The sequence below is a fragment of the uncultured Lacinutrix sp. genome (genome assembly GCF_947500325.1).
In the GTDB taxonomy this organism is placed as follows: Bacteria; Bacteroidota; Bacteroidia; order Flavobacteriales; family Flavobacteriaceae; genus Lacinutrix.
Map to the genome: position 1 here is coordinate 25298 of NZ_CANMRQ010000030.1, position 8953 is coordinate 34250.

General features: G+C 27.7%; 6 protein-coding genes. 3 read left to right on the forward strand and 3 right to left on the reverse strand.

Annotated elements, in window-relative coordinates; all coding sequences use genetic code 11:
* From Q0997_RS19215 to Q0997_RS19225, 3 genes are all read right to left on the reverse strand, one after another.
* Positions 1–933: a C1 family peptidase gene (locus tag Q0997_RS19215; protein WP_299892063.1), complete on the reverse strand. Its 933-nt coding sequence runs from the start codon at positions 931–933 to the stop codon at positions 1–3.
* Positions 934–962: 29 nt separating this feature from the next.
* Positions 963–1913: a hypothetical protein gene (locus Q0997_RS19220; protein ID WP_299892065.1), complete on the reverse strand. Its 951-nt coding sequence runs from the start codon at positions 1911–1913 to the stop codon at positions 963–965.
* Positions 1914–1978: 65 nt separating this feature from the next.
* Positions 1979–4174, reverse strand: a complete 2196-nt coding sequence (locus Q0997_RS19225; protein ID WP_299892068.1) for a response regulator — start codon at positions 4172–4174, stop codon at positions 1979–1981.
* A gap of 209 nt (positions 4175–4383) precedes the next feature.
* Between Q0997_RS19225 and Q0997_RS19230 the strand changes: the two genes are divergently transcribed.
* The 3 genes from Q0997_RS19230 to Q0997_RS19240 all read left to right on the forward strand — a co-directional run bounded on the left by Q0997_RS19230 (position 4384) and on the right by Q0997_RS19240 (position 8860).
* Positions 4384–5523 carry an AraC family transcriptional regulator gene (locus Q0997_RS19230; RefSeq protein ID WP_299892070.1) on the forward strand — a complete coding sequence of 380 codons (1140 nt, stop codon included), beginning with the start codon at positions 4384–4386 and terminating at the stop codon, positions 5521–5523.
* A gap of 117 nt (positions 5524–5640) precedes the next feature.
* Positions 5641–6207 carry a hypothetical protein gene (locus Q0997_RS19235; protein ID WP_299892073.1) on the forward strand — a complete coding sequence of 189 codons (567 nt, stop codon included), beginning with the start codon at positions 5641–5643 and terminating at the stop codon, positions 6205–6207.
* A complete protein-coding gene (locus Q0997_RS19240; RefSeq protein ID WP_299892077.1) occupies positions 6173–8860 on the forward strand; it encodes a T9SS type A sorting domain-containing protein in 2688 nt (895 codons plus the stop codon). Before Q0997_RS19235 ends, Q0997_RS19240 begins: the two co-directional genes overlap by 35 nt.
* Positions 8861–8953: the final 93 nt, after the last annotated feature.

Genomic DNA, 8953 nt, shown 5'->3' on the forward strand with positions numbered 1-8953 from the left:
TTATAAGTCATAAGCTACATAGGCTAAATTTATTACTCTAAAAGCGGCACTTTCATCAATCACGTTGTGAAATGCCTTATAATCTATCCAAACAAAACCATCATCTCCAAAGTTCTCTCCCCATGAGTTAACAACTTTAAAAGCTTCATATTCATCTGAATAACCAACAACTAACATTGCATGACATCTATCAAGACTATAATCAACTATATGTTCTCTATATGCCGTAATACCAAAATTATCAATTTTTGCAAATTCTGAAGATAAATAGGTGCTGATTATTATAGGTGTTAGTTGAGTTAATAGTGTTTTCATTTCTAAGACCATATCAATACCGCTTAAGCTTTTAAAATCGGATATTTTTGCATTCGAAGCCTTATCGTGTTCAATTTCCGTAGGCTGTATAGCACATGTAGTATCAAAATACGGAAAATCATTTATGGAGCATGCGCCTTTTTCTTTTAAAATATTTAATGTTTCTCCAATATTAGTACCTATACAGTTACCTTGAGTAATTTGGTTATATGTGTAAGAAGGACTCATTATAGTAGAATCTGTATAGGGTAAATTTGTTTCAATCTTTTCTTGAAGTGATTTCATATAATAAGTTACTGCCCAAGAGACGCATGATCCTTGGCTACCTTGATCTCCAATTGGAGGCAGTAAATAAGATAAGTCATAATTTTCGGGAAGATTCTCTGGGATAACTAAATTTTCAATTTCATTATTGGTATTAAAATAATCACCATTTCCTATACAAATTGCTCCTGTATAATAATCAGTACCATTTATACTAATAGTATTATTAGCCTCCAAAGTTGTGTCTAAAGTAGTTTCTATCTCTGGATTTTCAGATTTAATATTATCATCATAATCTGTACCGCATGAAAATAATAATAATACAAGTAAAATAAGAAGTTTTGTGTTTTTCATGATTTTAATGTTTACTTATATAATGGGAGTTATTCTAAAATGAATTCTTGTGAAAAGTGACCAAAAAGTGCATTGTTGGCGAATGTCTTAAAATCACTATAGACTGTTAAATTATTGGTGTCTACATTGTTTTCAAATTGAAAACTAAAAAAGCCATTACCAAAACTTGTTGAAAAACTTTCTAATGAGTTTGGCGATACATTTTTTGCATTAAAATTATTTATAGAAGCGCTTTGAAGATGATACAGTTGCATTAATGTTTTCTTACCATATGTGGCATTGTTTATTCTGTAAAAAAGATTAATGGCAGAGTTAAAAGAATTATTAAAACTAATATTTAATATGTCATCTTGATTTTCAAGTTTTGTGAAATCATTTTCATTTAATAGATTGTTATTGGAGTCATAAGTACTTATTCTATATGTGATTTCATTGTTTAAATAGTCATTGTCTTCAAAGTAAATTCTATTATCATTATCATCTAATACAATTTTAAATGCACTAGTAGGAGATTCATAAGTAATCCCGTCACTACTAGTAGAGATGGTAGAAAAAATGGTATCTGTATTATGTTCAAATAAATGTCTTACAAATTGAGAATCTTGATTAGAAGTATTTATATGTTCACGCAGATATTGTGTTAAACTTCCCTCGTTATTATATGAGTAAGTTGTAATACCTGTTAATACATCGTTAGTATAACTTCGGGTTTCAGATAATTTGTTATTTTGATAGTTAAATGTAGATAAAGCTATATCAGAATTTGTTGTACTGTATTTTGTTAGGCTAATAATTTTATCCCCTTGAATTATATAATTAATTGAATCAATAATAAGCCCAGTATTTATATTATAAGACTTATATATGTAATTGGTTAATATTGGAGATGGTTTATTTGTTTCTAATAGTTCATTATCATTTGAACATGCGTTTAGAATAATTAATATAAAACAAGATGTAATGATTTTTAATACTTTCATAATTTCAACTCTTTTCTTTTCCTATAGTCTTAGAATTAAAAAAAGGTTGCGTAATGAATAGCTTTTTATTTTTTTACTACTTCTGCAGAATTTAAGAACTTATTTAATTTATTAAAAAAATCTTCTTGTCTAAAAGGCTTAACAATAACATCGTTCATCCCAGAATCAAATATTTTTTTCTTGTTCTCATCTAATTTTACAGCTGTTAATGCTATGATGGGCACAGTTGTATTAAATTTTCTAATGTTTTGAGTTGTTGTATAACCATTCATGTTTGGCATATGTATATCCATTAAAATAGCATCAAAATGGTTTTCTTGAGTTTCTCTTATTGCTTCTAGCCCACAATTTACAACTGTTACTTTTGCTTTTTTATTCTTAAGAATACGTTTAGTAATCATTTGATTAATAGAATTATCATCTACAATTAGTATATGTTTTGAGGAGAAATCTGATAATTCTGATGTATTTGTAGCACCATCAATACTGCAACTAATAACTTCTTCTAAATTAATATTGAAATAGAATTTTGATCCTTCATTTTGGGTGCTTTCAACATTAATAGTACTTCCCATAACTTTTAATAAGCGTTTTACAATAGCTAAACCTAGACCTGTACCTTCGTAATTGCGTTCTAAATGCATAGATTCTTGATAGAAGTCTTCAAAAATTCTTGATTGCATTTCTTTAGAGATACCTATTCCGTCATCTTTAATGCTGAAATTTAAATTTACATTTGTATTTTCTTTTTTTAATACATTAATATCAAGCCAAATATTACCATTATGTGTAAACTTTAATGCATTACTTAAAAGATTTATAATTATTTGGGTTAATTTCAATGAGTCTCCTTTTAGATATATAGGGACATCTTTATTAATATGTATATGAATTATATTATTGTTTTCTTTCTTTAAATAGGATAGTGAATTTGTAATATTGGAGATTAAAGTTTTTAAATTAAAATCGATAGTGTTTAGTTCTATTTTATCTGCGTCAAATTTGTTGATTTGTAATACGTTATTAATAAGTGCTAATAAGTATTCTCCAGAAGATTTAAGTGTTTTTAAATATTGTTTTTGTTCTATTTTAGGGTTGTCTTCAATTAATATGTCTGTAATGCCACTTACAGCATACAATGGAGTCCTTAATTCGTGACTAATAGTAGAAAAGAAATTAGCTTTTAAAGTTGAAGCGTATTCCGTTTTTTCTTTGGCTTCTATAAGTTGTTGGTTTTTTAAGGTTAGTCTATTATTTAAGTTTTTACGTGTTATTGAGTTTTTATATAATAAAAATGCTATTAAACAAATTCCAATAAATAATGCGAATATAATGTATGTGAATATTCTTGTTTTTGCTAAAGTATTTTGTTGTTCTTGATAAACAGCTTCTTTTAATTCTATTGTCTTTTCTTTATCTAAAAGTTTTTGTTCTAAATTTTCTTTTAGTTCTTTGTTTTCTGAAGATAAGCTTTTGTTTAAATAGTCTATTTGTCTTAATAATGCATTTTCTGCTTTTAATTTATTACCTGTTAATGTGTAAATCCTATATCTTATTTTTTCAGTTTTTGTAAGTGTTTTATATTCTTTTATTTCTTGCGCTATAGAATCTGCAATTTTTAGTTTCTGTAAAGCTAATTTATAATTACCTTTTTCTTTATAAATTTTGCCTAATGCATTATATGCATTTATTCTAGTGCTAGGTTGATGATCAGAGTCTGGTATGTAACTTTCTATTACTTCTTCAAACAGAGGAATTGCTGAGTCTAAATTACCAGAAATCATATCTAAAACAGCAATGTTATAACTAGGTAAAAAAGAATGTTCTTTAGATTTAATTTCTAATGCGATGTTTCGAGACAGTTGAAATTGCTCTCTGCTTTTTTCAATGTCTCCTTTTATTTGAAACAAGCTAGCCATATTATTATGGTAGTATGTTAAATAAGATTTATAACCAGCTTTTTTTAAGTATATAAGAGATTTTTTATAATAAGAATCTGCTTTATCATAATTCTCCATTAATTGATAGGTTATACCTAAACAATTATATGCTTCTCCTATTATAGAATCATTATTATTGATTTTTGCCCATTCTAGAACAAAATATTGTTTACTAAATGCATCTTCATATTTTTTATCAAAAGAGATGTCGTAAGCTATTTTTAAAATAGCATGAATACTATCTTTTTTTATATTATAGTCCTGCGCAAGTACATTATATTGTATAAAGTACAAAACTAGAATAAGAATTAGCTTTTTCATTTAGTTAGTTTGGGGGCTTAAAAATAGCGAAAAATTCTGATAGCCAAAATATTAGTATGCTTTAACAAAAAAATATACAATGAGAATTAACCACTTAGGTTATTATGTTAAATTCAGCTATTTATTTTTTACAAAGATTTTAAAGTACAAAAAGGTTATATTTAAAGATAAAAAACTGTTTTATTTATCTTTATAAAAAAAGTTTACGCGTGAATATTTCAATTTTTAATCTATTACTTATTGCTGGAGTAATACAAGGTTTTGTTTTTAATATAGTAACGTTAATTAATAGAAAGAAAATTAGCAAAGTTATTATCTTTTTAAACTTAACAGTTTTCTTTCTTTCATTAAATAATTTACAAGCTTGGTTAATAGAAAGCGGTTATTCATCAAATATTTTTTTTATTAAAAAACTATTAGTGCCATGGTATATGCTTATTTTTCCAATGTTCTATATGTTTTTGATTAATTATTTAAAAGTTAAAGATCAATTAAAAAATATACTAAAAATTTCGCTTGCTATTTTTTGTGTTCAACTTTTAATAAGGATCTTGCTTATATCATATGTTTTTTATTATAAGACAGATTTAAGGGATTCTTTGATTAGTGATTATAACTCTGTTGAAGAAATATTTAATGCAGTATTTGGTTTTCTTATTGTTTTTAAATCTTCATATTTGGTTTTTAAACAAAAAGAAGTCTATGATTATGTTTTAAAATTTGATGACATAAAATGGATAAAAATATTTTTAATATTAGGAGGCGTTATTATATTCTTTTGGGTCTTTGCAATAGTTATTCAAAATATAAATGGAAATAAATTTGCATATTATCCTTTGCGATTAAGTACTTCTGTTTTATTGTATTGGATAGGTTATCAAGGTTTATATAGATATAATATACTTAATGATAGAATTTCGTTACGACATAGTTTAAATTCAGATTTGCAACCTATTCTAGGTTCTAATATAGGAAGTCTTGAAATAGAAGTTAAAGACTATATTTCAGAGAAGCATCAACAAGATTTTAATCTAATTAATGATTATGTTTTAAATAATCAGAAATTTTTAGACTCTTATTTGAGTATGGATAATTTATCTAATGAATTGAATATGAGTACAAGTCATTTTTCGAAGATAGTTAATGGTCTAAGCGGGTATAATTTTTCAGACTATATTAATTCTTTTCGTGTAGAACAAGCAAAAAAACTATTGTCAGATGAAGCGTTTGATAAATATACTATAGTTGCTATTGGATTAGAATGTGGCTTTAATTCTAAGTCTACATTTTACAATGCTTTCAAGAAATTTACATTGCAAACACCTACTCAGTTTCGCTCTAAAAATTGATGTCCAAGATTATCTATGGACGTCCAAATTCTTATAATTTGGATAATATAGGATAGTCTTACTTTCTCGCTTAGTAGTTTTAGGATAGAAAATTTTAATCCTTTTAAACTATTAATTATGAAAAAATTATTACAAATTACTGTATTACTTCTTTTTTGCTTTAATGCGTTTTCGCAAGATTTAAAACAATATCAAGAACTTAGTGTAGACAGCATGTTAATTAATGTTGACATGAAAGCATTAGATTCTGGAATATTGTATGATAGGACAAGTGCTCTTTCTAATTTAAAAGAATTCAATACTAAAGAAAAAAATATTGCGACAGTCAAGCTCTTTGAACAAGCATTGTATGATTTATATAAGTCTTCAAATAAAGAGAAGTTTGTGTCATACAAAACGGCAAGAAAAAATTACCCTGTTAATACAGAGTATGATCAAGTTGGGATAGGAATTATTAATGCTCGATTTCAAAGTGTTAATTTTAATGAAGAAAATAAAGAAGAGAATGGTCTTCGATTAGAAAAAGGAAACTTCCATGAAATTGAAGGAAAAAAAACCTTTAATGAACATAATACTCTAATATTTGCTCCATTAAGAGATTATGCCATGGGAGATGTAATTAACTTTAGCTTTGATAAATCATTATTTTTTGAAGAGTCTAATAATAAAATCTGCTTCTATTGATTTTGGGACTAATTCTAAATATCAGTTTATAGAAAATGGTAGGTTCTTAGAGTCAAACATAGCAATTAAATTTAAAGAAGATGGGTATAAAAAAATAACACTGAGCGTGTTATTTAATGATGGTACTAAGCAAACTACTCATGGTAAATTACATGTTAAGTTAATTAGTAAGGCAGCTGTTACAGTGAGTAATAGGTCATGTGGTGGAAACAATAATCCAATTGAAGATTTTGAAGAGTTTCCTTCAACAATTTCTTTTAAAGGTTATGATGAATCATCACCTATTTATGGAGAATTAGATTATAGAGTTTTTTACCGTACTAACAATGGGAATACTAGTAAAACACTACAAAAACCAATTATAATAATTGATGGATTTGATCCTGGGGATAAACGTAAAATACAAGATTCGGATTCTCCAAAACCTGCAAACGAACATAATTCTATTGAAGAAATGATGGTTTTTGGGCCAAATAGAACGCCTATTATTCCTTTGTTAAGATGCCGTGGTTTTGATGTTGTCATTGTAAATCATCCAACATATAAGCGAAATGGAGTTGAAATAGATGGTGGAGCAGACTATATAGAACGTAATGGCCGTAATCATGTATCATTATATAATGCATTAAATGCTGAGTTGGCTGAAAATGGAAGTAATGAAGAATTAGTTATAGTTGGGCCAAGTATGGGTGGACAGATTTCTAGATACGCTTTAGCATATATGGAGAAGCATAACATAGATCACAATACAAGATTGTGGGTTAGTATAGATAGTCCTCATTTGGGAGCTAACATACCTATTGGAGCTCAAGCTTTACTAAATGTATTGAAGAATGTAACTGGTAGTGTTGGAGCTGCAGACTTTGTAAATAATCAATTAGGGTCTGCTGCTGCTAAGCAACAATTAATTGAGCAATATAATGGAACTGAATATATTGGTGAAATTTTTGGTGTTCCTATATATAATAATGAACTAATAACGACTCATATGGATGGAAAAACTGTATCTCAAGGGTATTCAGTTAGTAGAGGACATCCATTCTTTAAACAATATTATGATAATTTATTTAATAATGGATTAACCAATAGTAACGGGTATCCTCAGAATTTGCGTAAAGTAGCTATTGTTAATGGTTCATTATTAGGTAATAAAAAATATAAGAACCCATACCAATTGTTAGGTACACAGCTTACAGGAACTGTATTTGATGATAATTTTGCAAACCATGGAACTAAGGCGTTTAAAATTAAAGGAGACGCTAATGTTATAGGTCATATAGTAACTTTAGAATCTTATTTTCAGGCTTCTACAAATAATCACCATAAACTAGCTTATTTTAAGAAAAAGAAATTTTTAGGCTGGAATTATTATCATAGATATGGTACCAATATAAATTCAAGAGGTAATATGGATAATATTTCTGGAGGTTGGTTCCCAACGCAAAGAGACATAGCTGAAGATGTGCTTGGAACATCTCCTGGAGAACCGATACTTGGAGATATTACAAATTGGTCTATTGTAGTAAACGATTGGGATCTTGATAACTTAAAACATGTAAGCTCATTCATTCCTACAATTAGCGCATTAGGTTTTAATGATCCTGATATTAATTGGTCTCAAAGTCTTACAAAAAATTTAGTTTGTAATAATAAAATTCCTTTTGATAGCTATTTTGGACCTGATGATAATGAAGCTCATACCTCATTTACCGAAAGTAGTGTTAATTGGCTTTTAAAAGAATTAGGCAGTAATAATGTTCAACCAATCCCTCAAGATCCTCGTTTTCCTGTTTCTTCTTCAAATTTAGTTGGCTCTCCTGACATATGTAAAAATAATATAAAGACATATACTTTTAGAAATTGTTCTACTCCAGAAAATGTAGTTTCATGGGCTAAGTCTTCAAATCTCCAGATTATAAGCTCTACAGCAAATTCTATTACTGTAAAAGCTCCAGCTGATAGTAGAAGTTCAGGTTGGGTTAAAGCAACTTTCTCGAATGGTGAAACTCTTACAAAAAATATATGGGTTGGGAAACCAAATCAACCAGCATCAATAAATGGACCAACTATTGTTAATACTGGTGTACAAGTGAATTATAATGCTGGAATTGCCCCTGGAGCAACATCTTATGAATGGAGATTGCCTTACCCTTTTGATGTTTCAAATCCAATTGATTATTTCAGTGACAATTGGCAAATGGTACCAACTACAGGTAGATATTTAACCCCAATGACAGGTCATGGACAAAATCCAGGTTATGTACAAGTCATGGGGGTTAACTCTTGTGGAATTGGAGGAGCTAAAGTTTTATTCGTGTCGCACTATAATAGCGATAATGATGATGTAGTTGATATTCTTATTGATGTAAGTCCAAGATTGGCTAATGAAGATTTATCTACAGATATTTATAATACAATAAAAGTATATCCAAATCCAGCAAATAATATTGTTAATATAGCAGTAAGTAAAAAAGAATCTAATAAATATATTAAAGTATTGTTATTTGATAATTTAGGAAGATTGATTAGCGATATTAATTCAGAAGGAGAGACTTTAAGTATTGATACATCTATACTAGTTAATGGCATATATGTATTAAAAATATTTAGTGATAATTATAGAACTACAAAGAAAGTAGTTGTTCAACACTAAATTATTTAATTAATTATGAGTCGTCCTAAAATAGGTTGACAGATTATAAAATAATTAATTACTATCCTGTGAAGCTAGCTTCACAGGATTTTT